Below are 24,878 nucleotides of genomic sequence, written 5' to 3' on the forward strand. Positions count from 1 at the left end.
TCGTGTACATTGACGGACCTGCCTGACACACGAAGGAAGCTCATCCTTGTCTGCCCACGACTCCGTTTTTGATACGCCGTATCGCGCGTTCCTGTTCGACATGGACGGCACCGTCCTCAACTCCATCGCCGCCGCCGAGCGCATCTGGACCACCTGGGCGTTGCGCCACGGCGTGGATGTCGAGTCCTTCCTGCCGACCATTCACGGTGCACGTGCCATCGATACCATCAACCGCCTGGCGTTACCCGGGGTGGATGCCGAGGCCGAGGCGATGTGGATTACCGAGGCGGAAATCGAGGACGTGGAGGGGATTGTCGAGGTCGCCAGTGCGGCGGCTTTCCTCAAGTCCTTGCCGGCAAATCAATGGGCGATCGTCACCTCGGCACCGAGGGCACTGGCGTTGCGGCGGATGGCAGCGGCGGGGATTCCCGAGCCTGATGTCATGGTCACGGCCGAAGATGTCAGCGCCGGCAAACCGGATCCTGCGGGTTACCGACTGGCGGCTAAGCGCTTAGGTGTCGAGGTGAGCGAATGCCTGATTTTTGAGGATGCCACTGTGGGAATTCTCGCGGCAGAGGCGGCTGGGGCAGACCTCGTAATCATCACCTCAACCCATGACCATCCGATTCAGACGGCGCATGCGACATTGGCCGGCTATGACTGCGTTGCGGCGCAAGTGGCTCCCGAAAACCATATCCGCCTGACAAAAATCTAAAATGTGGGAGCGGGCTTGCTCGCGAAGGGGCCGTCAGATTCAACACTGATGTTGACTGCCCCCCGCCTTCGCGAGCAAGCCCGCTCCCACATTTGGATTGTGTTTATTCAGTACAGCCCGGGAGTCAATCGCTAACTCCGCGCGCAACAAGCCTCATATTCACCCCCGAACTGCGCCCTCAACAACGCCTCGACCACCAGCGGCGCAGGGCGAAGAACGCCGCAAATCCGCCCAGCCCCCACACCGCGAGACCGAGTTAGGCGAGGGTCGAGACGAAGGCGATAAACGCCAGCCTTGCCGAGATCTTCATGGCACCCAATCCCTCTTTGCACTGATGTTTTCAGTGTGGGTGCTCCTGTTGATTCGCCGGTTTGGGCTAGCCTCAATGAGCGGTTCTGTCGAGCAAAGGGAGGGGCGCATGAACCATTCATTTTTTGTCGGTGAAATAGCCTTGGGAAGTGTTCGGCGCTTGATGGCGCTGACGATGCTCCTCGCCGTCATCGGGGGCGGTGTCGTCGCTTGCTCGACACCTTCGCTCGAACCTTATTCCGCACTCGTTCTGCCTCCATCATCGCTGGCCAACGGCCCTGTGACAGCGCGATTCATGGGGGTGTCGACCTTGATCGTCAGCGATGGCAACACATCGATCATGACCGACGGTTTCTTTTCGCGGCCGGGATTCTGGAGGGTGGCGCTGGGGCAGATCGCACCGGACAGGGGCCGCATCGATGCGGCGTTGCAAGCGGCTGGCAACCCGACGTTGGCGGCGGTGATGGTGGCCCACGCGCACTACGACCATGCGCTCGACTCTGCGGTGGTCGCCTTGCGCACGGGGGCAAAGCTGGTAGGGTCAGCATCGGTCGCCACGATCGGCTCAGGTGCAGGACTTCCACCCGAGCGAATCACGACTGTCGAACAACAACCTTTCGAGTTCGGCAAGTTCACGGTGACAGCCTTCCTGTCACCTCACTCTCCTGGCGCAAGATACCCCGGGGTTATCGACGTGCCGCTCAAACCGCCCGCCAGAGCCAGAGAATACAAGGAGGGTGGCAATTACTCTTACTTGATCGAACACAAAGGTCTACGAATCCTGATCCACCCCAGCGCAAACTTCACGCAAGGCATGTTCAAGAACGTGAAGGCAGACGTTGTGTTTCTGGGCATCGGTATGCTCGGCAAGCAAGACCTGCAGTTTGCCCGGGATTACTGGCACGAAGTGGTGCAAGTCACTGGCGCACGGCTGGTGATTCCGATCCACTGGGATAATTTTTTCGAGCCGCTCGACAAGGGCTTGCACCCCATGCCTGCGTGGATGGACCCCTTCGAGGTGGCGATGCAAAGGCTGATGCCACTGGCCCTGGCCGATGACGTGGCCTTGCGGCTGATGCCGCTGTATCAAGCGGTCGACCTGCGGGCGGCGCTTCCCGCGCGCTAACCCTCACGCCGGCATTTGCGACCTGGCATTGCGCCGAATCACCTGCGGCGGTTGACCGAAAGCCCGAAGGAAGGCTTCGCGCATGCGACGGCGGTCAGTGAAGCCGGCCTCGGCGGCGATCTGGTCGAGGGTCAGGCGTCCGCGTTCGAGCAGCTGTCGTGCCGCCTCCAGACGCAGGTTTTCAATGGCCTTGGCCGGCGACTGCCCGGTCTCGGCGCGAAAGGTCCGGCTGAACTGCCTTGGACTGAGGCGCGCCACGTCCGCCAATTGCTCCACCGACAACGCGGATGTCAGGTGTTCCCGGGCATAGCCGAGGACGGTCTGGATACGGTCGGATTTGGGCTCCAGTTCCAGCAAGGCCGAATGCTGCGACTGGCCACCGGCGCGGCGATGGTACATCACCAGTTTCTGCGCGACGGAACGGGCCAGTTCAGCGCCATGGTCCTTTTCAACCATGGCCAGCGCCAGGTCGATGCCAGCGGTCATGCCGGCGGAAGTCCAGATGGAACCGTCGATCACATAAATCCGGTCCTCTTCAACCTTGATCGAGGGAAACCGCGCTTGCAGGTCTCGCGCGTACGCCCAATGCGTGGTGGCGCGCCGTCCGTCGAGCAGACCGGCCTGGGCCAGCACGAACGCCCCCGAACAGATCGACGCTGTGCGCCGGGCGGTTTTCACGCTGTCGCGCAGGTAGGCCAATACGCCCTCGGGCGCCTGCTCGAGAATCGAATCACCGCCGACCACAATCACCGTGTCGAACACCCGCTCATCAAACGCTTGGGTGCCGACGCTCAAACCGCCGGAAGCCCGCAGGGAAAGGCCATCCTCGGAGATCACGCTGACCTCATATAGCGCTTCGCCGGCGCTGAAGTTGGCGTACTCGAACACCGGCATGGCCGCCAGCGCCATGGACTGGAAACCCTCGAAAACCACAAACGCCACGGAAGTCATGTTGAAGCCCTCGAAAAGCCAGTGTCCTGAAAACGTACATTAAACGTCATTTGAGACGAGCGTGAGTCAATTTATAACGGTTCACACCCGGCGACCTTATCGCCTCACTGTGAAGGAAATTGAACATGACTCTCTCATCCAAAGGCACCGCACTGATCACTGGCGCTTCTTCGGGCATCGGCGCGGTCTACGCCGACCGTCTCGCCCGGCAGGGTTACGACCTGATTCTGGTCGCCCGCAGCCAGGGCAAACTCAACGCCCTGGCCAACCACCTGAGCGACGAAACCGGCCGCGCCGTTGAAGTGGTCGCCGCCGATCTTAAAGACAAGGCCGACCTGCTGCGGGTTGAAAGCATTCTGCGCAACGACGCGAGCATCACCTTGCTGGTCAACAACGCCGGTGTTGGCGGCGTGATGCCTTTGCTTGGCAGCCCGGTGGATGACATGCAGGACATGATCACCCTCAACGTCACTGCGCTGATGCGCCTGTCCTATGCCGTGGTGCCTGGCTTCGTTGCACGGGGCGGCGGCACCGTCATCAACATTTCCTCCATCGTCGCCATCGCTCCGCAAATCCTCAACGGCGTTTATGGCGGGACCAAGGCTTTCGTACTGGGCCTGAGCCAATCGATGCACCATGAGTTGGCCGACAAGGGTATTCGCGTCCAGGCGGTGTTGCCCGGCGCCACCGCCACTGACTTCTGGAGCGAGGCGGGCAACCCGGTGGAGAACCTGCCGCAAGAGATCGTGATGTCCGCGCAGAATATGGTCGATGCCGCGCTGGCCGGGTTGGCGCAAGGGGAAGTGGTGACCATTCCGGGCCTGCACGAGGGCGACAAATGGGACGCTTACGAGGCTCAGCGCCAGGTGCTGTCGGGATCGTTTGGCCACTCATCGGCGGCACCGCGTTATCAGTAAGACGGTGACCGTGGGGCAGGGTGAACTAAGCTTGGATAAGGATTGTTCATCACCGGCGCGTCGAAACCTCGACACGCCGGTGCTGCCAAAGGGAGCTCGCGATGCTACACATCAGGACGCCTTTGATTCTGCACCCAGGCTTGTCAACGCCAACCCGGCGCATCTGGCTCAAGCTGGAAAACCTGCAACCCAGCGGCTCGTTCAAAATGCGTGGCATGGGCCTTTTGTGCAGTCAGGCAAAGGCCCAGGGCATGCGCAAAGTCGTTTGTCCTTCAGGCGGTAACGCCGGTTTTGCCACCGCCATGGCCGCCGCTGCCCTCGGGCTCAAAGCCTGCATTATCGTCCCGCACACCACCCCGGAAACCACCCGCGCCAGGATCAGGAAAACCGGCGCCGAGGTAATCGTTCACGGCAAGGTCTGGGACGAGGCCAATCAACGGGCCAAAGAGCTTTCACAGGATGCGGATACCGAATACGTGCCAGCTTTCGATCATCCCGTATTGTGGGAAGGGCATAGCACGCTGATTGATGAAGTCCTTGAGGATTGTCCTCAAGTGGATGCGCTGGTGACGTCGGTGGGCGGCGGCGGATTGCTGGCGGGGCTGCTGACCGGATTGATGCGGCACCATCGCATGGACTGCCGGATCGTCACCTGCGAAACCCGGGGTGCAGCCTCCTTCGCTGCCGCCATCGAGGCCGGACATCCCGTCAGGTTGGCCCGCATCGACACCGTCGCGACATCGCTGGGCGCTGCCAAAGTGGCCGCGTGGCCGGTACAGCATCTCCTCGATTTTCCTTACGAATGTGTCGTGCTCAGTGATGACGAGGCGATCATGGGCGTGGTGCGTTACGCCAACGACCTGCGCCAGTTGGTCGAACCGGCATGCGGGGTTTCGTTGGCAGTGGCGTACCTGGACCATCCGGCGATCGCCGAAGCCCATGACGTGGTGATTGTGGTGTGTGGCGGGGTCAGCATCAGCGCGCAGCTGGTGGCCGGGTGGGCGCGCTTGTCCGCTGGGTGAAGCAAGGCAGGGCTGCACACTCTCCGGCTGTCGCATGCCCCACCGTTACCCTTTCAACCTTCATTGGCCAGCAGCAACGCCTTCCCGGATCAGGATGGCTCTGGCCAGCTCTTCGTCGCTGGCTTTGAGTCCGGGATTTTCCTGGCGAATCTGATTCAACACCGACTCCAGGTACACACCGCGAATCGTGCCGCCGCTGGCAACGAAGCTGGAGGCGTCATCACGGGCGGGAATCGCCAGTTTGTGATCCTTGAACGTCGAGTACAGCGATGCGGAAACCCCGGCAGAGGTGGCGACATCGCCTGCGTCCACTTTGGCCATCGCGGAGCCGAAGGGTAAACACAGCAAAAGGGAAGACATGATAATCAGACGGCGCATGACGGTGTCCTCTGAAAGCGTGAAGCAAAAAGGAAGTACCTCATCATTTAGGATGCCCTACGAACGTCAGGAGTTCCCTGTTGATGCGTTATCCGCGTCCGATAGCGTTCAGAATCGCAGTGTTGCCCCAGTGGTCAGCCATTGATCCCGTTCCCCCGTCAGGTTGCGTCCCACCACCAGATCGACGTCGATGCGCTCACCGATATGCACCCTCGGCCCGGCCTGCCACGCCTGTTCGCCGCCTTGTTGGCCGTAGCGTTCAGCGATTAGCGTCAGGGAGCGGGCCAGGTCGTATTCGACGCCGCTGCCCCAGGTCCAGCGATGGTTTTGCTCGCCATCGTCATGGGCGTGGGTCCAACCGGCATTGAGGTTCAGGCGCAGGGTTTCCAGCGGTTGGTAGGTGAAAGGCAGGTTCAGGTCTGCGCCATCGAAGGCATGAGCCCGGTTGAAGGCCAAGTGCGCTGAGCCCGCCAGTGCCAGCTCAAGGCCAAGGTCTTCCCGTGAGAATAGTTGCGTCTTGAATTGCGGGCTCAACTGCGTTTCCGAATCCCCGTCATCGCGGCTGTGTTGTACGGCGGCGCCGAGTTGCACGTTGGGCAGGCCCTTGAACGTGCAGTCCTGTGACACCACGCTGGTGCTGGATGAATTGTGCCGACCGTTTTGATACCAAGCGTCGATGTTGCATTCGCCAGGGGCGTTGATTCCGGCGTCGTCGACCACATAGGGCCCGCCGGCAGCGTTGGCGCTGGAGATGATGCTGAGCAGCGCGATCAGGCCCAGGGTGAGGCTGATGAACAAAAGATTGCGCCGCAGGCTCCGGCTTTGGGAGGGCGGCAAGTTGCGCACGAAAGACGCAAACAGGCGAGTTGGTTTTTGCATGAAATTTACCTCAAGATTTTTTGATGGCGAGAAGCGGTTGAGCCCTGATGCGGTCATGTAGCAGCTGCCGAGCAGCGCGAGGCTGCGTTGGGCTGCGAAGCAGTCGTAAAACCAGCGATTGCGGTACATCAGGCAGACCGCATCAGCCGGACTTACGACTGCTGCGCAGTCGAACGCAGCCTCGCGCTGCTCGGCAGCTGCTACAGGGCCGCGTTGTGTCAGCCCCGATCCTCTACCGATAAGGTTTGCAAACCGGCCGTCCGGGCCTGGGCGACCAGTTCTTCGGTGTCTTCGCCACCGGGCAGGGCGATGACCACATCCGGTCGGCTGTCGAGCAACATGAAGTGGTTGCGCAGGCGTTCAGCCGACTTGCCGTGGCGCTGCCAGTTGGGCGGGTAGCGCACGATGTCGGCGCCTTGTTCCCGGGCCCACTCTTCGATGTCGCCGCCCAGGTATTGATTGCCGCCATGGATCAGCACACGCACCGGGTGCATGCGCTGGAAGGCGTCAAGGACCTGCCGACACAGACGGCTGTCGGCGTAATGGCGGCCCGCGCAGATCAAGAGGCGCATGACGGGTTTTCCTTGATCAGGTCCGGACTCTCGACCGGTTGTTCACCGGCTCGCTCCAGCAGCGGATAGCCCAGGGCGGCGATGTGGTGATGCACGCGGCGGTAGTCACGCAGCACTCGCTGGAAGATGTCGCCGGATTCGGCCCAGGTGTTTTTGTCCTCCTGCAACTTGCGAAAGTGCTCGCGGCTGGCGTGCGCTTCGAGTCTTCTGACGGTCTCCTTGCGATGGATCAAGTGATGCGCGGTGGGAATGTCTTCGCGCAGGAACACGGTGATCGCCAGGCTCAGGCTTTCCAGCAGCGCATCGTGCAGCGGCGCAATGTTGCTCAGCTCAAACGCCGAGAACTGTTCGCCGCGGCGCAAGCGGCGCATGGCCAACTGCGTCAGGCTGCTGGAAAGAATGTCCGCGGCATGTTCCAGGTTGATCACGAACAGCAGGATTTCCTGGGAGCGATCGGCATCGCTGTCACTGATGCCTTCCTTGCCGATGTCCGCCAGATAAGCGCGAATGGCCGCGCCCAACAGGTCCAGGGATTGATCGATGCGCCGCACTTCATCGGCACAGGCCGGCGCGGAGGTGTGGAACAGCTGCACCAACCGGCCGAGCATCGCCGAGAGCATGTCGGCCATGCGTAGCGCTTCCCGGGCGGCATTGGACAGGCCGATGTTGGCGACTTCCAGACCCGCTTCGTCGAGGTAGTGCGGCATGCCCGGATCGACATCCCGCTCCGGCGCCGGCAGCAGATGAGTGAGCCATTTGGCGAGGACATCGGTCAGGCCGATGAACACCAGCGCCAGCAGCAGATTGAAACCCGTGTGCAGCGACACTACCAACACCGTCGGCTCCAGTTTCAGCTCGGCCAGCAGACCGGCAAACGGCAACACCACCAGGGCACCGAGCGCCCGCACCAGCAGATTGCCCAGCGGCAACCGTCGGCCGACACTTGAACCGGCATTGATCACCGACGGCAGTGCACCGCCAATGTTCACACCGAGCACCAGCGCGACGAGGGTGGTTGCAGACAGCAGGCCGGTGGCGGCCAGCGACACGATCAGCAACACCACGGCGACGCTGGAATGGCACAGCCACGTGAGGATGAGCGCCACCAGCAGCGCAATCAGCAGATCGCCGTCCAGGCTCTGCATGATCAACTGGAAGACAGGCGCGCCTTCCACTTCCGCCAGGGTCGAGCCGAGCATGCGCAGGGCCAACAACATCAACCCCAGACCAATCAGCGCGCAGCCGACGCTTTCGTAGCGCGAGTCATCGCGCAGACGGAACACCATCAAACCCGCGAGCAACACGATGGGCGTGAGGATTGAAACGTCGACGCTGAGCAGTTGCACCACCAGGGTCGAACCGATATTGGCGCCGAGCATCACCGCCAGTGCGGGCGCCAGGCCCAGGGTGCCGGCGGCCGTGAACGACGTCGCCATCAGGCTGACGGCGGTGCTGCTTTGCAAGATGCCGGTGATGCCGATACCCGAGAGCAAGGCCATCCGGCGGTTGTTCAGGTTGTGGCCCAGCCACTGGCGCAGCGGCGTGCCGAAGCCGCGCAACAACGCCGAAGAAATCATGTGAGTGCCCCAGAGCAAGAGTGCAATGGCGCCTGCGAGGTTGATCAGTAGAGTAGTTCCCGACATCAGGACTCTCCCTTTTTCGATAAGGCTTAACGCAGTTCCCTGTGGGAGCGGGCTTGCTCGCGAAAGCGGACTGTCAGCCAACATCACGGCTGAATGACCCACCGCATTCGCGAGCAAGCCCGCTCCCACAGGGGATTGTGGTGTTCAGGTGATTTGGGTTTGCCCCCTTGCTTCGGGGGCTCAGGCCATCAGAACCACTGCTTGAAGCGGCGGATGTAGATCGTTTTCATGATCTGCGCGAACACGCAATAGCTGAGCAGGGTGCCCACCAGCCAAGGGAAGTACGCCCACGGCAGCGGTTGCAGGCCGACCAGCGTGCCCAGTGGCGAGAACGGAATGTAGATACCCAGCGCCATCACCAACCCGGTCATCAGAATCACCGGCAACGCCGCCGTGCTCTGGAAGAACGGGATCTTCTGGGTGCGCAACATATGCACCACCAGCGTCTGCGACAGCAGCCCTTCGATGAACCAGCCGGACTGGAACAGGCTCTGCATCTCCACGCTGTTGGCAGCGAACACGTACCACATCAGCGCGAAAGTGGTGATGTCGAAGACTGAAGAGGTCGGCCCGATCCACAGCATGAAACGGCCAATGTTTTTCGCGTCCCACTTGCGCGGTTTGCGCAGGAACTCCTTGTCCATTTTGTCCCACGGCAGCGCCAGCTGAGAGATGTCGTACATGAGGTTTTGCAGCAGCAGGTGAATCGACAGCATCGGCAGGAACGGAATGAACGCACTGGCCACCAGCACCGAGAACACATTGCCGAAGTTGGAGCTGGCGGTCATGTTCAGGTACTTCATGATATTGCCGAAGGTTTCGCGGCCCTTGAGCACGCCTTCCTCCAGCACCATCAGGCTCTTTTCCAGCAGAATGATGTCGGCCGATTCCTTGGCGATGTCGGTTCCGCTGTCCACCGAAATGCCGACGTCGGCATCGCGCAGGGCAGGGGCGTCGTTGATGCCATCGCCGAGGAAACCCACGGTGTGACCGTTGGCCTGTAGCGCCTTGAGCACCCGGGATTTTTGCAGCGGCGTCAGCTTGGCGAACACCGTGCGTTCTTCGACCCGCAGCTTGAGGGTGGTGTCGTCCATGTTCTCGATGTCCGGCCCGAGCAGCGGCGTGCCGGGCTCCAGCCCGACGTCGCGGCAGATCTTGCACGTCACCACGGCGTTGTCGCCGGTCAGCACCTTGACGGTCACGCCCATGTCACGTAGCGCAGCAATCGCCGGGCCCGCGGTTTCCTTCGGTGGATCGAGAAAGGTCAGGAAGCCACGAATCACCAGCTCGCGTTCATCCGCGGTGTTGTACTGGTTTTTGCTCTGCGCTTTCGGGATCTCACGGGTGGCGACCAGCAGCACACGGAAGCCGTCTTCGTTGTACTCGTTGGCCAGGGCCAGCAGGTCCTTGCGGCGCTGTTCATCGAGTGCCACGACCGTGCCGTTTTCATGAATGTGGCTGGCGATGGTCAGCATTTCCTCGACTGCGCCTTTGCACACCATCAGGTGATCGTCGCGGCTGTCCTTGACGATGATCGACAGGCGCCGACGGACGAAGTCGAACGGCAACTCATCGACCTTGCTGTAGGCGAACGGCACACGAAACTTTGGATTGCTGTTGGCAAACTGCACCACGGCCTGGTCCATCAGGTTTTTCAGACCGCTCTGGTAATGGCTGTTGAGCCACGCCAGTTCGAGGATCGTGTCATCGCGCCGACCGTTGCTGTCGACGTGGTGTTCAAGAATGATCTTGTCCTGGGTCAGGGTGCCGGTCTTGTCGGTGCACAGCACGTCCATCGAGCCGAAGTTCTGGATCGCGTTGAGGCGCTTGACCACCACTTTGCGCTTGGCCATGGCCATCGCGCCCTTGGCCAGGTTGGCGCTGACGATCATCGGCAGCATTTCCGGGGTCAGGCCGACTGCGACCGCCAGGGCAAACAGGAATGCGTCGCTCCAGTCGCCTTTGGAAAAACCGTTGAGCAGGAACACGATCGGCACCATGACCAGCATGAAGCGGATCAACAACCAGCTGACGCTGTTCACCCCGCGATCGAATGCGGTTTGCACCCGCGAGCCGACAATGGCTTTGGCCAGCGAGCCGAAGTAGGTGCGCGGGCCGGTCGCGACCACCACCGCTTTGGCGGTGCCGCTGACCACGTTGGTGCCCATGAAGCAGATGTTCGGCAGGTCCAGCAGGTTGGATTGATCGGCTGCGTTGCAGGTTGCCGACTTCTGGGCGACGTCGCCCAGGGTGTCGTACTTCTCGACGGGCAAGGCTTCGCCGGTCAGCACCGCTTGGCTGATGAACAGGTCGCGGGATTCGATCAGGCGGATGTCCGCCGGGATCATGTCGCCGGCACTGAGCTGGACGATGTCGCCGGCCACCAGTTCGCGCATCGGCACTTCGCGCAGCACCGGGCGGTTGCCGTTTTGTCCGCGCCGCAACACGGTTGCCGTGGTGCGCACCATGGCTTTGAGGGCTTCGGCGGATTTGGCCGAGCGGTATTCCTGCCAGAACCGCAGCAGGCTGCTCAGGGTAACCATGGTCATGATAATGATGACCTTGGTCAGGTCCGCATCGTCGCCTTCGCCCTGGCTGATTGGCAGCCAATAGTCGGTGAAGAAACTGATGCCGGCCAGGGTCAGCAGGACATAGATGAAGGGATTGTTCAGAGCTTTGAGCAACTGGACGATGGCGTGAGGCGGCTTGTCGTGGGCGACTTCGTTGAAGCCTGCGCGGGCCAGACGGCCTTCGGCTTCGAGTTCGGTCAAGCCGTCAGGGGTGGCGTTGAGGTTGGCGAGGGTCACGGCCAGGCCGTTTTGTGCTTCACGGGCTGCACGCATCGACAGTTTGGCGTTGTCGCTGCTGGCACCTTTTGCGCGGATATCCCGAGTTTTTACAGTCGTCATTGTGTGTGCTCCTGCCGCCGTCTTGCGGCACGACACACAGCCCACTCATCTATTCATAGGCGAGCGAATGTATGTCGAGTCGCAAACAGGCGATCAATTTCGAAAGTGTTGTTTTCTTGTGTTTTTAACGTTCGCTGCGTATCAATGGAAAGTTGATACGCAGCGAACCGTCTACTGGCTTCGTCCATAACTAACTCCAATAACTTTGTGTTTTGACAGGCAATAAGAAGTTGCCGAATTCCCTATTAAGGAAAGCGTTGAGGGAAGGACTTTGAAGTGCCTTCAGATCAACTGAAAGTGCGGGCCCCGAAGGTCAGGCCGAGCATTCGCGCGATGCGCCGACTCGGTGGTTCCTGGCTGTCGTCGAAGCTCCAGCGTTGCTGAAGCCGACCCGTCATCGGGCAGACGCGCCAGTTGGCACGAGGGTGTGCCGTGGCAGGGGACGAAGGGGTGGAAAACGGGGCGCTGACCCGAGTCGTCAGCAGACGGTCACGGCAAAGCTTGACCCGCATGGTCGATGCAAAGGCGCGTACGCCCGGCATTACGGTGGTTTTGAAGTTCATAACATGCCTCTGGACCGGACGGACGCCGGTGAGGCAAGTTACGGTGGAGCATCAAGCTCTAGCGCAGCTCACCCGACCGAAAAGTCGAGTCCCGTCATTTACTGGGTTATGTGCCAGGTTCCGCGAATTCGCAGTGTCCCGACAGCGACTAGATACTGTGTCCATTGGATTCTTTTGTGAGTTGAAAAAAGGCCTTCGTCGAAGGCCCGGGCAATTTACTCAGGGAGGTCGGTGAAGTCAACCTTCAATAGCTGTAAATGCAAAGTCTGAATGGAAAAAACTTCGAATCGTCATATTGAAGTTGGTACTGGTTCAGCTAATTGACAGTTAGTTGCAGGCTTTGTGATTAACGGGAGAATCGACTGCGATAATCCCTGGGCGAGATTCCGAGGTTGCGCTGAAAAGTAAAACGCATGCGTTCTTCATCACCAAACCCGCATTGCCGGGCGATTTGATCAATGTTGCGCTCGGACTCCTCCAGCAGGCGTCGGGCGGCTTCCAGTCGCAACACTTCCACCGATTTGGCCGGGGTGCGGCCAGTCTTGAGTTTGTAGACCCGGGCAAAATTTCGCGGGCTCATTTGCATCTTTTCCGCCAGCGCTTCAACGGTGAGCTTTTCGCTGCTCAGGTTTTGCGCAATCCACAGGTGCAAATCGTCGAAGGCGGCACCGTCCTCAGTCTGCGCTTGCAGCAATTGGCTGTATTGGGCCTGGCCGCCGGGGCGCTTGAGAAACACCACCAGTTCCCGGGCAACCTCCAGCGCCACATCACGGCCGCAGTCGGCTTCCACCAGCGCCAGCGCCAAGTCGATCCCGGCGCTGACACCCGCCGACGTCCACACCGAACCCTGCTGGATGAAGATCGCATCGCTGTCGACTTCAATCGACGGGAAACCCCGCTTGAGCATCTCGCACATCGCCCAGTGGGTCGCCGCGCGACGGCCATCGAGCAAACCGGCTTGTGCCAGCAGAAAAGCGCCGCTGCACACGGAGGCGGTGCGCCTGACGTTGACCGCTGCCGATTTCAGCCAGGCGACCAACGCCTGGGAATTGTCCATCGCGTGACGAATATCCGGCGCGCCGGGGACGATCAAGGTATCGATCGACTGTACGTCGAGGTCGCTCAATCGCAACGTGTCTACCGCCAGGCCTTCCGCGGTCTGAATCAGCCCGCCGGTGAGGCTGGCGGTGTGTCGGATGTAGCCCGGCAAACTGCGCTCGGCTGAGGCTTTGGAAGCGGCCCAGAACACGGTTTGCGCCCCGGTCAGATCCAGCAGGCCCATCTGCGGGAACGCGACGAACACGATAGAGCGTGGCTGATCGGTATGAGGTGTCCGGGTTATGTCGTTCATGGTCTTGGCTGTCAGCGACGCCGATTCAAGCGGCTGGATTTCCGGGGTTTATGTCATTGCTGCCGGCAGAGATCAACCGCCAAACGACGAAGTGGCGGCAGCTAACCGCATTCCCCGTGGGCGCGGGCTTGCTCGCGAAAACGGTCTGTCAGCCAGTATCGATGCTGAATGACCCACCGCATTCGCGAGCAAGCCCGCTCCCACAGGGTTCAGCGGCAGTCATATGACCTGAGGGTGGCACCCATCCAATGTGGGAGCGGGCTTGCTCGCGAAAGCGATCTGTCAGTTAGCGCATCTGTTGAATGTGCCGCCGTCATCGCAGGCAGGCTCACTCCTACAAGTGTCACTCATGACAATCCAGAACAATTGTATTGCCCATCCCTGTCTGTTTCCGCACAGGCGGGCTGCGTACCTTGGGTCAACTGCAACCTCACAAGGCCCCGCTCATGCTGACCCGATTGGTACTGCCGTTTGCCCTGTTGTTCACCCTCAATGCCGCCCACGCGGCGGATGCCGAAAAATGGTATCCCTCGAAATACGGCGCCAACGATGAAATCGGCGCGCTGAATCTGCTGAACGCCGAGTCGGTGATCAACGCCGCCAAACTGATCAAGACCGGCAAAACCTACCCGCTGGCCGTGCCCATCGACAAAACCCTGCCGGCCTTCCGTCACCGCAGCTTTCACCTGACCAACATCCAGCCGGGCGAGGCGGGCGGCACCACCATGGGGCCGAACAGATTCACCTTCAACGATGAACTGGTGGTCGGCTGGACTGGTGTTGGCACCCAGCTCAACGGCATCGGCCATATCGGCATCGACAACGTCTATTACAACGGTAACCGCGCAACCGACTTCGTGACCGTGGAAGGCGTGAAGAAGCTCGGCATCGAAAAAGTCCCGCCCATCGTCACCCGTGGCGTGGTGCTGGACATGACCGCCGTGTATGGCAGCACCATCGTGCCGGAGAAAACCGAGTTCAGCGTCGCCGACATCCTGAAGACCTTGGACCTGCAAGGCATCAGCATTCAGAAGGGCGACGTGGTGCTGTTCAACACCGGTTGGCTGGAACTGCTGGGCAAGGACAACGAGAAATTCCTCGCCGTGGAACCGGGCATCGGCATGGCCGCGGCGAAATGGCTGGCGGACAAACAGATCGTCGCGTTCGGCGGCGACACCTGGGCCTCGGAAATCTACCCGGCCAAAGACGGCCAGGAGTTCCCGGTCAACCAATTCATGCTGGCCAAGAACGGCATCTACAACCTTGAACTGATCGACAGCCGCGCGCTGGTGAAGGACAAGGCGTGGGAGTTCATGTTTGTCCTCGGCCAGCCGCTGTACAAGGGCTCAACCCAGGTCAACATCAACCCGGTGGCGATTCACTGATACCCACCGTTCGGCATCGAATCACCGGGTTTGACCAGTTGCCTTGCACTGGCCGATCGGGTGGTGAACCACCTGACGACGCAGTCCTTGTAGCAGGTGTCGAGCCCCAGCGAGACTGCGTTCGGCTGCGAAGCAGTCGTAAATCCTGCGAACTCAATTTATCTGATACATCGCGGCGTATGGTTTGACGACTGCTTCGCAGCCGAACCCAGCCTCGCCGGGGCTCGACAGCTGCTACAACGACCGCATCTTGGTGAGGTGCCGGTTATCAGCCGTTAAGCTGCCGCCCGCCGAGCGGTCTATGCTTCCCAGTGCGCCCATCGTAATGGGAGAACTCTGATGATCAACGTACGCACTGCCCGCATGCTTGCCGATTACAAGCAATGGGCCGATCAGCGCCTCTTTGACAGCCTGGCCGCGTTACCACCGGGTGAGGTCAACAAAGAGCGGGTGTCGGTGTTCAGAAACATGATCGGCACCCTGAACCACATCTACGTCGTGGACTGCATCTGGCAGGCTCACCTCGAAGGCCGAGGGCACGGCTTCAAAACCTCACACGATCTGCTGCACCCCGACCTGGCTGATTTGCGCATGGCGCAAAAGGAGATCGATCACTGGTATTGCCGGTGGAGCGCCCGGCAGAGCGAGACGTCGCTGGATAAACCCGTCGAGTTCACATTTGTTTCGGGCGAGAGCGGCACTATGAGCGCCGGCGCGATGCTGATGCACGTGGTCAATCACGCCAGTTATCACCGTGGCTGGGTGATCCAGATGTATTTCGACATTCCGGCCATGCCACCGATGACCGACATGCCGATCTTCTTGCGCGAGACCGATCCGGAGTTCAACTCGCTCAGAGCACCGGCAGTTCAGCCGACATGTGTTGGGCAATTCGCGAGCGCAACCAACGTTCTGCCGGATCGTTATCGTTGACCCCGTTCCAGACCATGGAAAGCTCGGACAGCACGATGTCAAACGGCGGGTCGTCGGCGCGCAACTGGCTGCTGCCCTCGATCAGCGCGCACGCCGCGTAATCCGGCACCGTGGCCAGCATATCGGTGCCGGCCAGCAAGGCGCGCAGCCCGGAGAACTGCGGCACCGCCAGCACCACCCGACGTGAGCGGCCGATGCTCGCCAGGTCGTTGTCGATAGCCCCAGTCAGATCCCCGGAAAACGACACCAGCGCATGAGGGCGAGCGCAGTATTCATCCAGGGTCAGGGGGCCGGGACGGTCATCGCCCCGCAGGATCTTCACACTCAAGTCCCGCAGCTTCTTGCGCTTGGCATTGGCCGGCAGTTCGGTGGTGTAGCTGATCCCGACGGAAATCTCCCCGGAGCCGAGCATCGACGACATCAGCAAGTAATTCACCCGACGCACCACCACCACGACGTTTTGCGCCTCCTCGCGAATCTGCTTGAGCAACGGCGGAAACAAGCCGAACTCGGCGTCGTCGGACAGGCCGATACGAAACACATCGCGGCTCGTAGCCGGGTCGAAATCCTTGGCCCGGCTGACCGCGCCGGAGATGGTATCCATCGCCGGCTGCAATTCCTTGAGAATCACCAAAGCGCGTTGGGTCGGCTCCAACACCCGACCGTTGCGCACCAGCAACGGGTCATCGAACAGATCGCGCAACTTCGCCAGTGAAGCACTGACGGCGGGCTGACCGAGGAACAGCTTCTCCCCGGCCCGGGTCAGGTTCTTCTCGAACATCAACGTTTCGAAAATCACCAGCAGATTCATGTCCACGCGGCGCAGGTCGTTGCGGTTCATGTGCGGGTACTCGCAGGGTTTTGGGGTCTCTTCAGTAAAGCATCAAACCCTGTGGCGAGAGATTTCTGTAGCGAGGGGACCCTGTGGCGAGGGGGCTTGTCGGAACGCCGCACCGCCCCGTTCGGCTGCGCAGCAGTCGTAAATCCTGTGCGCGCGGTTTGTCTGAATGACCGCAGATGCGGATTTCGCATCAGAAATGGAGGCGCCAACCCATTTGGAGAAAAGGGGACGCGTCTATTTATCTGTCCGCTGCGCCGCGCAGCGGCCCCAAAAAAGGGACCGCTGCACATCCGAACGTCAATTACCCGTTCACCACAGCAAGAGAAACCTACTTCGGCAAATCGATTTTATCCAACACCCGATTGGCCGTGATCTCCGCCACCATGATGCTGTTCGAAATACCCAGCAGGGCGTAGCGCGATTCACCCTCCAGATGATCCACCAACTGGTGGACCATCACATCGACTGAGGCCAGGATTTCGACCAGATAAACCGCCAGGGTTTCGGCCGTGGCCTCGGGGTCTACGGAGAACAGGGTGCTGCGTGTTCGCGGGGTGGCTTTGATGTCGGCGTTCGATGGGAAGTGGAAGTCGAGCGCTCGCTCGGCGGCCTCGTTGAGTTTTTTTGAATCGGGTTCGTATGGCGAGGCTGGATCGGTGTCTGGTGGATTAGGTGTGACTTTGAACATAGATGCTTCCCTTATGTAGTAGGGGCCGCAACCATCTCGCGACTAAACGAGGGGTGGCAGCCGTGCGCAAGTTAGTCGACCGGCAAGGAAAAGCAAAAATCCGGCGCGTCCGAAGACGCCTTGCGCACAGCTGCCATGAAGTACAGGCGAATACCTGCTGACGATGCTCGTGCGACCGCTTTACCTTAAGCCGGGCGACTAAACCCGATCACTGATGGGCAGTGACGGGAATCAAGTTACCGAGCGGCCCCAAGGCGCACAAGCCGGCGGATTCTGGCGCAGCCGTAGGCAACGGCGCAAGGTTTTGTAGCTTTCAGGAAGTATCTTTGAGGGTGTTTAAACAAGCGACGTTTCTCGGTTAAACAAGCGAGCAAGGTTGCCGGGCTAGCGCAGATTTGTGAGGAGGGCGCTTACCTGTGGCGAGGGGGTTTACCCCCGTTCGGGTGCGCAGCAGTCGTAAAACGTATGTACACGGTTTGTCTGAATGACCGCGGTTTTGATCGTTCCCAAGCTCCAGCGTGGGAATGCCTCAAGGGACGCTCCGCGTTCCAGCTCTGGAGTGGGACGCAGAGCGTCCCAGGCTGCATTCCCACGCAGAGCGTGGGAACGATCATTTACGAGCCGTTTTTTTCAGCGCGTCTGGAATGGAAGATCGAGACCAGTCCGCACATCGCAAACGACGCGCCCACCGCTGCCAACCCTGGCCAGCCGTGATACTCGGCGGCGCTGGCCCCGAGGGCCGATCCCAATGCGCCGCCAGTGAAGTAGGTGACCATGAACACCGTGTTCAGGCGGCTGACCGCCTCCGGGGCCAAGGCCAGAATGCGTGCCTGGTTGGCCAGTTGATTAGCCCGATTGCCGATGTCCAGCGCGGTGGCGCACGCCAGGATCAACCACCAGAAACCTGCGGCACCGCCCACATACAAGGCGATGAAAGCCAGCAGCACCGCGCCGGTTCCCAGGTAACTCAGCTTGATGCCGTAGTGTTGCGTGAGTCGTCCAAGCCAGGAGGCGGCAACGATCCCGACAATGGCGGAAAGCCCAAACAACCCGGCCTGCCCGCTGGAGTAGTGATAAGGCTCAAGCGCCAGCAACGATGCCATCGAACCCCAGAACACGTTCAACGCCCCGAAGATCAGCCCACCGCTCACTGAGGATCGACGCAACGTCGGGTGATCAGGCACCAGTTTCCACATCGATTTCATCAGGTCCAGATAGGGCAGGGTGCTGGACGGCGCGGTCACTGGCATGCGGATCAGGATCGCGATAAACAGCAGCACGTTCATCGCAGCGGCGGCGAAGAACATGCCGCGCCAGCCGATCCAGGTGCTGACGGCGCCGCTCAGGGCCCGCGCCAACAGACCGCCCGCCGACAAGCCACTGACCATCATGCCCAGCACGCTCCCGCGTTGCTCCGGGTGCGCGAGGGCGGTGGCGGCGGGAATGATGATCTGCGCACTGACGGCGGACAGGCCGAGCATTACGCTGGCCAGCAGCAAAAAGGAATAGGTCGGTGCGACGGCGGAGGCGATCAGGCTGAGGAAGTTCAGGCTCAACATGCCGAGGATCAGCGAGCGCCTAGTGACCCGATCACCCAATGGGACAAACAGCAGCAAGCCGAGGGCGTATCCGAGTTGAGTGAGCATGGCGATCTGGCCGACATGCGCGCCCGAGATGCTGAACGTCGCGCCAATCAACGGCAGCATGGTCTGGTTGTAATAGATGGTCGCAACCGAAAAGCCGCAACACAGCGCCAGAGTGATCGCCAGGCTGGCGGGCAATGCGGTTTTGTTTTCAGGCATCTGGTGTTCCCCTGAGAATGACAAGCGAGTTGCTGTTGTAGTCGGCAGGAGGGAAAGGGGTCAAAGCACAAAACCGCAGGCCCGCTTGATTAAATCTCATGCGTTGGATGATCGTTCCCATGCTCTGCGTGGGAATGCCTCTAGGGACGCTCTGCGTTCCAGCTTCGGAAGGGACGCGGAGCGTCCCGGGCTGCATTCCCACGCGGACGGTTCGACGCCTCGACGTGGGAACGATCAATGCGGACCTGATTCGGTCAGCACCTTCCTGAACGTCTCCACCAACGGCCGTAAATTGATCCGGTGCCACGCCGCCCACAGCGGTCTGGTGTAGCCAATCCAAGGCACTTCCCGCAACACCACGCCCGGCGGTGCGTTGCGGCTCAAGCCTTTCTGAATCATCGCGATGCCCAGTCCCGAGGCCACCAGAGCCATTGCAGTGAAGGGGCCGGTGGCATCCATGCGGATGTCCGGGGTGAAACCGGCGCGGATGCAGGCGCTGACGAAGTCTGCGCGGCTAGTGAGGTGCTGCACGCCGATCCACTCCTGATCGGCGAGGTCGGCCGGGGTCAGTGTCGCTTGGTGGGCGAGGGGATGGTCTTCGGGCAGGGCCAGCAGCATCGGGTCGTCCAGCACTTGAAAACCCAGCAGGTCCGGATCGTCGGCGACGGGCGGTTCGCTGACCAGCGCGATATCGAGACTACGCTGACGCAGGCCTTCGAGTTGTTCGGCGGAGCTCTGGTTGTACAGCGCAACGTGCACGTTCGGCCGGTCGACGCGCAGCACCCGCAACGCGTTGGGCAGCACGCCGGCGTGCATGGCGTTTTCGATGTAGCCAATGCACAAGCCGCCTTCTTCGCCACGACCGAGGCGTTTGCCGAGGGACTCGAGGCGGTTGGCGTGGGTCAGTAGGGCGCGGGTTTCGGCGAGGAAGGTCTGGCCGTCGCGGGTCAGGCGGATGCGCTGTTGACTGCGCTCGAACAGGGTCAGGCCCAGCCGTTCTTCGAGCTGGGCGATCTGCCGGCTCAGGGGCGACTGGGAAATGTGCAAACGTTCGGCGGCGCGACCGACGTGTTCTTCTTCGGCGACGGCGACGAAGTAGCGCAATTGGCGGATGTCGATCATGTCAGACCTAGGGGGACTCAAGTGCTGCACATTATGTCTTGGACGGTCCGAACATCGCAATCTAGGATCTGCTCAACGGTGTAGGAGCCGGCTTGCTGGCGATGCGGTTCGTCAAGCGATAGATGTGTCGACTGTTTCGCCGCCATCGCCAGCAAGCCGGCTCCTACAGGGTTTATCAGACATTTGAGAGGTATTTTCCATGAGCTTGAAAGACAAATTGCCCGGCACGCTGGGTTTCGGTACCGCCCCATTGGGCAACATGTTCCGCGCCATCCCTGAAGAGGAGGCGCAGGCCACCGTCCACGCTGCCTGGGATGCCGGTGTGCGCTATTTCGACACTGCGCCGTTCTACGGCTCGGGCCTGTCGGAGATTCGCCTGGGCACCGCGCTGGCTAAATACAACCGCGACGACTACGTGCTGAGCAGCAAAGTCGGCCGGGTCATCCTGGATGAAGTCGAAGACGCCGCAGCTCGCGACCTGGGTGAAAAAAGCGGCGTGTTCGAACACGGCCGCCCAAACAAGATCGTCAACGACTACAGCGCCGACGCGACGATGCGCTCGATCGAAGACAGCCTCAAGCGCCTGCAAACCGATCGCCTGGACATCGTCTGGGTGCATGACATCGCGCAGGATTTCTACGGCGATCAGTGGCTGGAATACTTCAACCAGGCCCGCACCGGCGCCTTCAAAGTGCTGACCCGTTTGCGCGAAGAAGGCGTGATCAAGGGCTGGGGCCTGGGCGTGAACAAGGTCGAGCCTTGCGAACTGACCCTTGATCTGACCGAAGCCCAGCCGGACGGTTTTCTGCTGGCGGGTCGCTACACTCTTCTCGACCACGACCGTGCCTTGCAACGCCTGATGGACGCAGCCTTGGCGCAGAACGTCGAGATCGTGGTCGGCGGTCCTTACAGCTCGGGCATTCTGGCCGGTGGCACGCACTTTGAATACCAGAAAGCCAGCCCGGCGATCGTCAACAAAGTCGAGCAAATCAAACGCATCGCGGCTGCCCACGGTGTCGACATCAAGGCTGCTGCGTTGCAGTTCTCGCTGGCCAACCCGGCCGTGGCGGCGGTGATCCCGGGCTCCAGCCGTCCGGACCGGATTGCTGAAGACGTTGCCGCACTGTCGGCCGTCATTCCCGCTGGTTTCTGGCAGGCGATGCGTGACGCGAAACTGGTGAGCGAACGCGCTCCATTGCCCATCTGAGGAGTTTGAGCATGAAGATCGATCTGACTGGAAAACTCGCCATTGTCAGCGGCAGCACTGCCGGCATTGGCCTGGGCATCAGCAAGGCGCTGGCCGAATCCGGCGCCACGGTGGTAGTAATCGGCCGCGAGACGGCCAAGGTCGAACAGGCGTTGGCGAGCATTCGCCAGAGCGTGCCGGGTGCGCAACTGCGCGGCCTGACCGCCGACCTTGGCACGGCCGAAGGGGCCGAGCAACTGTTCGTCGCTGAACCGCGTGCCGACATCCTGGTGAACAACCTCGGGATCTTCAACGAGGTGGATTTTTTCGACACGCCCGACAGCGAGTGGACGCGTTTCTATGAGGTCAATGTGATCTCCGGCGTGCGCCTGTCCCGGCATTACGTGCCGGACATGGTCAAGCAGGGTTGGGGCCGGGTGATTTTCCTGTCCTCGGAATCCGGCATCGCCATCCCGGCGGACATGCTCAATTATGGCGTGACCAAAAGCGCCAACCTCGCGGTGTCCCACGGCTTGGCCAAACGGCTGGCGGGTACTGGCGTGACGGTCAACGCGATCCTGCCGGGCCCGACGTTGACCGATGGCCTGGAACAGATGCTCAAGGACGCCACCGCCGCATCGGGGCGCAGTGTCCAGGAAGAAGCCGACGCGTTCGTGCGCAAGGCGCGGCCGACGTCGATCATCCAGCGCGTGGCGGATGTCGAAGAAGTCGCCAACCTGGTGGCCTACATCGCTTCGCCGCTGTCTTCGGCCACGACCGGCGCGGCCTTGCGGGTCGACGGCGGTGTTGTCGACAGCATGGCGATCTGAATTTTATTGATTAAGCGAGAACATTACATGGCAAGTGCATCAGCGTTTATCGACATTCCGGCTTCGGCCGATGAGGTGTGGCAATTGATTGGCGGGTTCGACACGCTGCCGGACTGGCTGCCGTTTATCCCGAAAAGCGAACTGAGCGAAGGCGGGCGGGTGCGTAGCCTGCAAACGGCGGACGGGGCGGTGGTGGTTGAGCGGTTGGAATCGTTTGATAACGCCGGGAAGACGTACAGCTATTCGATTTTGCAGGCGCCGTTTCCGGCGACTGAGTACCTGGCGACGATCAAGGTCGAGACCCAAGGGCAGGGCGCTCGGGTGACGTGGTCGGGTCGGTTTTTGCCGGTTGGGGTGAGTGATAAAGAAGTTGAGGAGTTGTTTGCCGGGATTTATCAGGGCGGGCTTGAGGCCCTGCGGTCCAACTACCCAACCTAGAAGTACAACGCAACCTTTGTAGCAGCTGCCGAGCCTGCGAGGCTGCGTTCGGCGACGCAGTCGTCGTAAAACCTGCGAACGCGGTTTCCCTGACACATCGCGGGGCCTGATTTCACGACGACTTCGTCGCCGAACGCAGCCTCGCAGGCTCGGCAGCTGCTACGCAACGGTATGCCGCTTCAGGTCTGGGGTATCAAATCCTGCCCGCAATCGAGCACCAACCGCGCCCCGCCAAGTTCACTGGTGCCGACATCAAGCGAAAACCCATGCAGGCTGACAATCGCCGCGACGATCGACAGGCCCAACCCGAACCCGCTTTTCTGAATCCCACCCTCGGCACGGTAGAAGCGCTGGAACACCGCTTCACGTTCGCTTTCCGGGATACCGGGCCCTGAATCGAGCACTTCGATTCGCGTGCGTCCACCGTCATTGCTCCCCCGCAAAATCACCTCACCACCCGGCGGGGTAAATTTGATCGAGTTGCTCAACAGGTTCGCCACGGCTTCAAACAGCAGCGCCCGATCGCCGTTCAACATCGGCAACGACTCCGGCAATTGCAGCGTGAACACCAGTTCGCCTTCCTCCGCCAGCGGCAGGTAAAAGTCATGCAACTCTTGCAGCAACGGCACCGGGTCCAGCTGCACAAAACCGGAACGGCGCTGGCGGTCCTCCAGTTCGGAAATCCGCAGCAACCCGCGAAACCGCGCCATCAAGGTATCCGCTTCGCCAAGCACGGAATCGAGTTGTACGGCCAGCGTCGAGCCGTCATCCGCCTGCTGCTGGATCCGGTACAACTGCGCCCGCAAGCGGGTCAGCGGGGTGCGCAGGTCGTGGGCGATGTTGTCGCATACACCCTTGACCTCGTTCATCAGGCGTTCGATGCGTTCAAGCATGGCGTTGACGATGGCGGCGAGCATGTCCAGCTCATCGCGGCGGTTTGACAGCGGCAGGCGCCGGGTCAGGTCTCCGGCGACGATGGCCTCGGCGCTGGCCTGGATCGCACGAATCCGCCTCAGCGGACGCCGGCGCAACAGATGCCAGCCAGCGATCCCCGGCAGGATGGTCAGGGTCACGCCCCAGAGCAACGCGTGCAGAATGATGCGAGTCACGGCAAACAGCGAACCGTTATCGCGCACCAGCACCAGCCAGCGACCGTCCTTGGTCTGGGTCGCGACTGCGTCGCAACTGTCGGCGGGCAGGCTGGGGTCGTCAGATTCGGCGCAGTCGCCGAGCATGTGGATCTTGCCGTCCAGCGGCAGGCCTTCGGGCATGTGCCGCAGCGCGCCGCTGAGGTAGCGGTGCTGCGAATCGAACAGGCCGTAGGCGTCGATGCCGCGAATGTCGAAGGTCATGCTGACGGCGAGGGCGTCGGCCAGTTGTTCGCCCTTAAAGTGCGAAAACAGATGCTGGCGTTGCATCAGCGAGTGCTTGGCCAGGTTGTCCAGGTACGCGGACACTTCGTAATACATGACCCCCATCAGAATCCCGCTCCAGATCACGAACAGCGAACTGTAGAGTGCGAGCAAGCGGCTGCTGGAAGAGCGCCAGCCGTTAGAGGGGTTCAGCAATGACATAACCCGAGCCTCGCACGGTCCGAATCAGTGGGACTTTGCCAGGCGGGTCGATCTTTTTGCGCAGCCGGCCGATGTGCACATCGATGAGGTTGGTACCGGGGTCGAAGTGATAACCCCAGACCTCTTCGAAAATCATCATCCGCGACAGGATCTGCCCGGTGTTGCGCATCAGGAATTCCAGCAACTTGTACTCGGTGGGCAACAGCGTCAGCAGCTGGTCGTCGCGACTGGCTTCGTGGCTGATCAGATTCAGTTCCAGATCGGCCACTCGCAGCGTGGTCGCCTGGGCGGTCACGGTGTTCTGGCGACGCAGCAGGACTTCAACCCGTGCGGCCATTTCATCGGTGGCAAACGGCTTGGTCAGGTAATCATCGCCGCCGGCCCGCAAGCCGCGCACCCGCTCATCGACGTCGGAGAGGGCGCTGATCATCAGGATCGGCGTGGCCACGCCCATGGTCCGCAGCGTGGTGACAATGGCCAGGCCATCGAGCTCCGGCAGCATGCGGTCGAGGGTGATCAGGTCGTAGTTGCCGCTGACCGCGCGCTCCAGGCCTTCACGGCCATTGTTGACCCAATCGACGTCGAGGCCGTGGCTACTGAGTTCGGCGACGATCTCCCGGGCGGTCACGGCGTCGTCTTCGATGGTCAAGATGCGGGTCATAGGGCTGGCCTGATAGTCAGTTCATGGCAGAGTGTGGGGGCATTTTGCCAATAAATGCTTGCGGACTTTCTAAATAAAACTTC

Annotated in this window: 24 protein-coding genes and 1 pseudogene; 10 read left to right on the plus strand and 15 right to left on the minus strand. The window is 60.9% G+C overall.

The features are described from left to right. Nucleotides 1–46: 46 nt before the first annotated feature. Nucleotides 47–715, plus strand: coding sequence for an HAD-IA family hydrolase (locus tag ACA072_RS12250; protein ID WP_497624530.1), 669 nt, complete (start codon nucleotides 47–49; stop codon nucleotides 713–715). Between the two features lie 208 nt (nucleotides 716–923). Here ACA072_RS12250 and ACA072_RS12255 read toward each other — a convergent pair. Further along, a pseudogene (locus ACA072_RS12255) lies at nucleotides 924–1,025 on the minus strand (isoprenylcysteine carboxylmethyltransferase family protein); the annotation flags it as partial. A gap of 108 nt (nucleotides 1,026–1,133) precedes the next feature. Here ACA072_RS12255 and ACA072_RS12260 point away from each other — a divergent pair. Next, nucleotides 1,134–2,150, plus strand: coding sequence for an MBL fold metallo-hydrolase (locus ACA072_RS12260; RefSeq protein ID WP_497624531.1), 1,017 nt, complete (start codon nucleotides 1,134–1,136; stop codon nucleotides 2,148–2,150). A gap of 3 nt (nucleotides 2,151–2,153) precedes the next feature. Here the strand turns inward: ACA072_RS12260 and ACA072_RS12265 are convergent, their stop codons facing one another. Continuing rightward, entirely contained in the window at nucleotides 2,154–3,101 is a 948-nt protein-coding gene (locus ACA072_RS12265) for a GlxA family transcriptional regulator (protein ID WP_497624532.1), read from the minus strand. 125 nt (nucleotides 3,102–3,226) lie between these two features. Here ACA072_RS12265 and ACA072_RS12270 point away from each other — a divergent pair, with 125 nt between their 5' ends. Beyond that, nucleotides 3,227–4,018 carry an SDR family NAD(P)-dependent oxidoreductase gene (locus ACA072_RS12270; RefSeq protein WP_497624533.1) on the plus strand — a complete coding sequence of 264 codons (792 nt, stop codon included), beginning with the start codon at nucleotides 3,227–3,229 and terminating at the stop codon, nucleotides 4,016–4,018. A 101-nt stretch (nucleotides 4,019–4,119) separates the two neighbouring features. Next, a complete protein-coding gene (locus ACA072_RS12275) occupies nucleotides 4,120–5,040 on the plus strand; it encodes a pyridoxal-phosphate dependent enzyme (RefSeq protein ID WP_497624534.1) in 921 nt (306 codons plus the stop codon). 60 nt (nucleotides 5,041–5,100) lie between these two features. Here the strand turns inward: ACA072_RS12275 and ACA072_RS12280 are convergent, their stop codons facing one another. From ACA072_RS12280 to ACA072_RS12310, 7 genes are all read right to left on the minus strand, one after another. Next, on the minus strand, nucleotides 5,101–5,418 hold the full coding sequence (locus ACA072_RS12280; RefSeq protein WP_497624535.1) for a DUF2388 domain-containing protein: 318 nt from the start codon (nucleotides 5,416–5,418) through the stop codon (nucleotides 5,101–5,103). A gap of 108 nt (nucleotides 5,419–5,526) precedes the next feature. Then, nucleotides 5,527–6,297, minus strand: a complete 771-nt coding sequence (locus ACA072_RS12285) for a PA4824 family protein (protein ID WP_497624536.1) — start codon at nucleotides 6,295–6,297, stop codon at nucleotides 5,527–5,529. A gap of 218 nt (nucleotides 6,298–6,515) precedes the next feature. Continuing rightward, nucleotides 6,516–6,869, minus strand: coding sequence for a DUF2493 domain-containing protein (locus ACA072_RS12290; protein ID WP_497624537.1), 354 nt, complete (start codon nucleotides 6,867–6,869; stop codon nucleotides 6,516–6,518). Then, the gene (locus tag ACA072_RS12295; RefSeq protein WP_497624538.1) at nucleotides 6,857–8,512 is read right to left on the minus strand and encodes a Na/Pi cotransporter family protein; all 1,656 of its coding nucleotides are present in this window, start codon (nucleotides 8,510–8,512) and stop codon (nucleotides 6,857–6,859) included. The genes ACA072_RS12290 and ACA072_RS12295 overlap by 13 nt, the downstream gene beginning before the upstream one ends. A 188-nt stretch (nucleotides 8,513–8,700) precedes the next feature. Continuing rightward, nucleotides 8,701–11,421, minus strand: coding sequence for a magnesium-translocating P-type ATPase (gene mgtA, locus ACA072_RS12300; RefSeq protein ID WP_497624539.1), 2,721 nt, complete (start codon nucleotides 11,419–11,421; stop codon nucleotides 8,701–8,703). Between the two features lie 287 nt (nucleotides 11,422–11,708). Further along, nucleotides 11,709–11,984: a hypothetical protein gene (locus tag ACA072_RS12305; protein ID WP_497624540.1), complete on the minus strand. Its 276-nt coding sequence runs from the start codon at nucleotides 11,982–11,984 to the stop codon at nucleotides 11,709–11,711. A 346-nt stretch (nucleotides 11,985–12,330) separates the two neighbouring features. Beyond that, nucleotides 12,331–13,335, minus strand: coding sequence for a GlxA family transcriptional regulator (locus tag ACA072_RS12310; RefSeq protein WP_497624541.1), 1,005 nt, complete (start codon nucleotides 13,333–13,335; stop codon nucleotides 12,331–12,333). Between ACA072_RS12310 and ACA072_RS12315 the strand changes: the two genes are divergently transcribed. The 3 genes from ACA072_RS12315 (at nucleotide 13,325) to ACA072_RS12325 (ending at nucleotide 15,653) form a co-directional block, all read left to right on the plus strand. After that, nucleotides 13,325–13,507, plus strand: coding sequence for a hypothetical protein (locus ACA072_RS12315; RefSeq protein WP_497624542.1), 183 nt, complete (start codon nucleotides 13,325–13,327; stop codon nucleotides 13,505–13,507). The two genes, ACA072_RS12310 and ACA072_RS12315, sit on opposite strands and share 11 nt — an antisense overlap. 274 nt (nucleotides 13,508–13,781) lie before the next feature. After that, nucleotides 13,782–14,720, plus strand: coding sequence for a cyclase family protein (locus ACA072_RS12320; RefSeq protein ID WP_497624543.1), 939 nt, complete (start codon nucleotides 13,782–13,784; stop codon nucleotides 14,718–14,720). A 339-nt stretch (nucleotides 14,721–15,059) separates the two neighbouring features. After that, on the plus strand, nucleotides 15,060–15,653 hold the full coding sequence (locus ACA072_RS12325; protein WP_497624544.1) for a DinB family protein: 594 nt from the start codon (nucleotides 15,060–15,062) through the stop codon (nucleotides 15,651–15,653). On the opposite strand, the gene ACA072_RS12330 is transcribed toward ACA072_RS12325, so the two are convergent. The 4 genes from ACA072_RS12330 to ACA072_RS12345 all read right to left on the minus strand — a co-directional run bounded on the left by ACA072_RS12330 (nucleotide 15,574) and on the right by ACA072_RS12345 (nucleotide 20,106). Continuing rightward, a complete protein-coding gene (locus ACA072_RS12330; RefSeq protein WP_497624545.1) occupies nucleotides 15,574–16,494 on the minus strand; it encodes a LysR substrate-binding domain-containing protein in 921 nt (306 codons plus the stop codon). The genes ACA072_RS12325 and ACA072_RS12330 overlap by 80 nt on opposite strands. Before the next feature lie 328 nt (nucleotides 16,495–16,822). Further along, on the minus strand, nucleotides 16,823–17,182 hold the full coding sequence (locus ACA072_RS12335; protein WP_497317496.1) for a DUF6124 family protein: 360 nt from the start codon (nucleotides 17,180–17,182) through the stop codon (nucleotides 16,823–16,825). A gap of 614 nt (nucleotides 17,183–17,796) precedes the next feature. Continuing rightward, on the minus strand, nucleotides 17,797–18,984 hold the full coding sequence (locus tag ACA072_RS12340) for an MFS transporter (RefSeq protein WP_497624546.1): 1,188 nt from the start codon (nucleotides 18,982–18,984) through the stop codon (nucleotides 17,797–17,799). A gap of 234 nt (nucleotides 18,985–19,218) precedes the next feature. Beyond that, nucleotides 19,219–20,106 carry a LysR substrate-binding domain-containing protein gene (locus ACA072_RS12345; protein ID WP_497624547.1) on the minus strand — a complete coding sequence of 296 codons (888 nt, stop codon included), beginning with the start codon at nucleotides 20,104–20,106 and terminating at the stop codon, nucleotides 19,219–19,221. Nucleotides 20,107–20,305: 199 nt separating this feature from the next. Here ACA072_RS12345 and ACA072_RS12350 point away from each other — a divergent pair, with 199 nt between their 5' ends. The 3 genes from ACA072_RS12350 to ACA072_RS12360 are packed head-to-tail and all read left to right on the plus strand — an operon-like array spanning nucleotide 20,306 to nucleotide 22,560. Further along, entirely contained in the window at nucleotides 20,306–21,313 is a 1,008-nt protein-coding gene (locus ACA072_RS12350) for an aldo/keto reductase (protein WP_497624548.1), read from the plus strand. Nucleotides 21,314–21,324: 11 nt separating this feature from the next. Then, nucleotides 21,325–22,122, plus strand: a complete 798-nt coding sequence (locus tag ACA072_RS12355) for an SDR family NAD(P)-dependent oxidoreductase (RefSeq protein ID WP_497624549.1) — start codon at nucleotides 21,325–21,327, stop codon at nucleotides 22,120–22,122. Nucleotides 22,123–22,149: 27 nt separating this feature from the next. Continuing rightward, nucleotides 22,150–22,560: an SRPBCC family protein gene (locus ACA072_RS12360; protein WP_497624550.1), complete on the plus strand. Its 411-nt coding sequence runs from the start codon at nucleotides 22,150–22,152 to the stop codon at nucleotides 22,558–22,560. 179 nt (nucleotides 22,561–22,739) lie between these two features. Here the strand turns inward: ACA072_RS12360 and ACA072_RS12365 are convergent, their stop codons facing one another. Both ACA072_RS12365 and ACA072_RS12370 read right to left on the minus strand, forming a co-directional pair. Beyond that, complete coding sequence (locus tag ACA072_RS12365) at nucleotides 22,740–24,134, minus strand: sensor histidine kinase (RefSeq protein WP_497624551.1); 1,395 nt, start codon at nucleotides 24,132–24,134, stop codon at nucleotides 22,740–22,742. Continuing rightward, nucleotides 24,112–24,795, minus strand: coding sequence for a response regulator transcription factor (locus ACA072_RS12370; RefSeq protein ID WP_010455216.1), 684 nt, complete (start codon nucleotides 24,793–24,795; stop codon nucleotides 24,112–24,114). The genes ACA072_RS12365 and ACA072_RS12370 overlap by 23 nt, the downstream gene beginning before the upstream one ends. Nucleotides 24,796–24,878: the final 83 nt, after the last annotated feature.

It is taken from the genome of Pseudomonas sp. LBUM1656 (assembly GCF_059716065.1).

What these genes read in the sequence shown, in the direction of transcription:
- ACA072_RS12305 (WP_497624540.1), bottom strand. Translation starts at nt 11,984, where the DNA reads ATGAACTTCAAAACCACCGTAATGCCGGGCGTACGCGCCTTTGCATCG.
- ACA072_RS12360 (WP_497624550.1), top strand. Translation starts at nt 22,150, where the DNA reads ATGGCAAGTGCATCAGCGTTTATCGACATTCCGGCTTCGGCCGATGAG.
- ACA072_RS12315 (WP_497624542.1), top strand. Translation starts at nt 13,325, where the DNA reads ATGTCGTTCATGGTCTTGGCTGTCAGCGACGCCGATTCAAGCGGCTGG.
- ACA072_RS12270 (WP_497624533.1), top strand. Translation starts at nt 3,227, where the DNA reads ATGACTCTCTCATCCAAAGGCACCGCACTGATCACTGGCGCTTCTTCG.
- ACA072_RS12320 (WP_497624543.1), top strand. Translation starts at nt 13,782, where the DNA reads ATGCTGACCCGATTGGTACTGCCGTTTGCCCTGTTGTTCACCCTCAAT.
- ACA072_RS12370 (WP_010455216.1), bottom strand. Translation starts at nt 24,795, where the DNA reads ATGACCCGCATCTTGACCATCGAAGACGACGCCGTGACCGCCCGGGAG.
- ACA072_RS12340 (WP_497624546.1), bottom strand. Translation starts at nt 18,984, where the DNA reads ATGCCTGAAAACAAAACCGCATTGCCCGCCAGCCTGGCGATCACTCTG.
- ACA072_RS12350 (WP_497624548.1), top strand. Translation starts at nt 20,306, where the DNA reads ATGAGCTTGAAAGACAAATTGCCCGGCACGCTGGGTTTCGGTACCGCC.
- ACA072_RS12335 (WP_497317496.1), bottom strand. Translation starts at nt 17,182, where the DNA reads ATGTTCAAAGTCACACCTAATCCACCAGACACCGATCCAGCCTCGCCA.
- ACA072_RS12330 (WP_497624545.1), bottom strand. Translation starts at nt 16,494, where the DNA reads ATGAACCGCAACGACCTGCGCCGCGTGGACATGAATCTGCTGGTGATT.
- ACA072_RS12260 (WP_497624531.1), top strand. Translation starts at nt 1,134, where the DNA reads ATGAACCATTCATTTTTTGTCGGTGAAATAGCCTTGGGAAGTGTTCGG.
- ACA072_RS12275 (WP_497624534.1), top strand. Translation starts at nt 4,120, where the DNA reads ATGCTACACATCAGGACGCCTTTGATTCTGCACCCAGGCTTGTCAACG.
- ACA072_RS12290 (WP_497624537.1), bottom strand. Translation starts at nt 6,869, where the DNA reads ATGCGCCTCTTGATCTGCGCGGGCCGCCATTACGCCGACAGCCGTCTG.
- ACA072_RS12345 (WP_497624547.1), bottom strand. Translation starts at nt 20,106, where the DNA reads ATGATCGACATCCGCCAATTGCGCTACTTCGTCGCCGTCGCCGAAGAA.
- ACA072_RS12365 (WP_497624551.1), bottom strand. Translation starts at nt 24,134, where the DNA reads ATGTCATTGCTGAACCCCTCTAACGGCTGGCGCTCTTCCAGCAGCCGC.
- ACA072_RS12295 (WP_497624538.1), bottom strand. Translation starts at nt 8,512, where the DNA reads ATGTCGGGAACTACTCTACTGATCAACCTCGCAGGCGCCATTGCACTC.
- ACA072_RS12280 (WP_497624535.1), bottom strand. Translation starts at nt 5,418, where the DNA reads ATGCGCCGTCTGATTATCATGTCTTCCCTTTTGCTGTGTTTACCCTTC.
- mgtA (WP_497624539.1), bottom strand. Translation starts at nt 11,421, where the DNA reads ATGACGACTGTAAAAACTCGGGATATCCGCGCAAAAGGTGCCAGCAGC.
- ACA072_RS12265 (WP_497624532.1), bottom strand. Translation starts at nt 3,101, where the DNA reads ATGACTTCCGTGGCGTTTGTGGTTTTCGAGGGTTTCCAGTCCATGGCG.
- ACA072_RS12285 (WP_497624536.1), bottom strand. Translation starts at nt 6,297, where the DNA reads ATGCAAAAACCAACTCGCCTGTTTGCGTCTTTCGTGCGCAACTTGCCG.
- ACA072_RS12325 (WP_497624544.1), top strand. Translation starts at nt 15,060, where the DNA reads ATGATCAACGTACGCACTGCCCGCATGCTTGCCGATTACAAGCAATGG.
- ACA072_RS12355 (WP_497624549.1), top strand. Translation starts at nt 21,325, where the DNA reads ATGAAGATCGATCTGACTGGAAAACTCGCCATTGTCAGCGGCAGCACT.
- ACA072_RS12310 (WP_497624541.1), bottom strand. Translation starts at nt 13,335, where the DNA reads ATGAACGACATAACCCGGACACCTCATACCGATCAGCCACGCTCTATC.